At 37.9% G+C, this 594-nt stretch carries 2 protein-coding genes; both read left to right on the top strand.

Annotation, left to right across the window (positions count from 1 at the left end; all coding sequences use genetic code 11):
- Window positions 1-72: 72 nt before the first annotated feature.
- Window positions 73-318 (top strand): DUF1902 domain-containing protein, encoded by a 246-nt coding sequence (locus VB654_RS25040; protein ID WP_323216538.1) that lies wholly within the window; start codon window positions 73-75, stop codon window positions 316-318.
- Window positions 319-516, top strand: a complete 198-nt coding sequence (locus VB654_RS25035) for a type II toxin-antitoxin system HicA family toxin (protein ID WP_006198105.1) — start codon at window positions 319-321, stop codon at window positions 514-516. It abuts the gene before it with no gap.
- The last annotated feature ends 78 nt before the right edge of the window (window positions 517-594 follow it).

Here is a 594-nt window from a genome sequence, read left to right as displayed (position 1 = left end):
TGGTCACGATTGCGAAACAGATTAATATAACGCAAAATAGGCTCAGGTAGTGTTAACCACGGAGTTTGCTGCATGGAACCAACAATCACTATAAAAGTTCAAGCTTTCTGGGATGCAGAGGCAAGTGTTTGGGTTGCTGATGCTTCAAACTTACCCGGATTAGTAACAGAGGCTGAAACCATAGAACAGCTGACAAAAAAATTAGAGATGATGATTCCAGAACTCATGGAATTAAATCAAGCTAGTTCGTTTGGTAAAAAACCTGTGGTTTTGGATTTAACCAGTCATTTTCAGCAACCTATTGGAGTAGGTTGTTAAATGAGCGTATCCTTTACCCCTGAAGTAAAACGTATTTTAGAAAACGCTGGATGCTACTTCAAAAGACAAGGTAAAGGAGATCATGAGATTTGGTATAGTCCTATCACCCAAACTTCCTTTGTTGTAGATGGCTGTATGAAATCTCGTCACACAGCCAATGGGGTTCTAAAACAAGCTGGACTAGAAAAGCATTTCTAAAGTCACTTTAGTTTTTAGACATAGAAGTTTTTGACTAATCGCTATTTGGCGAGAATTAAAAAATCTAAAAATATGGGA

The sequence above is a fragment of the Nodularia sp. UHCC 0506 genome (assembly GCF_034931045.1).
Lineage (GTDB): Bacteria > Cyanobacteriota > Cyanobacteriia > Cyanobacteriales > Nostocaceae > Nodularia.
The sequence above is the reverse complement of the archived record's forward strand: the minus strand, read 5'-3'. Positions and strand labels throughout refer to the sequence as shown.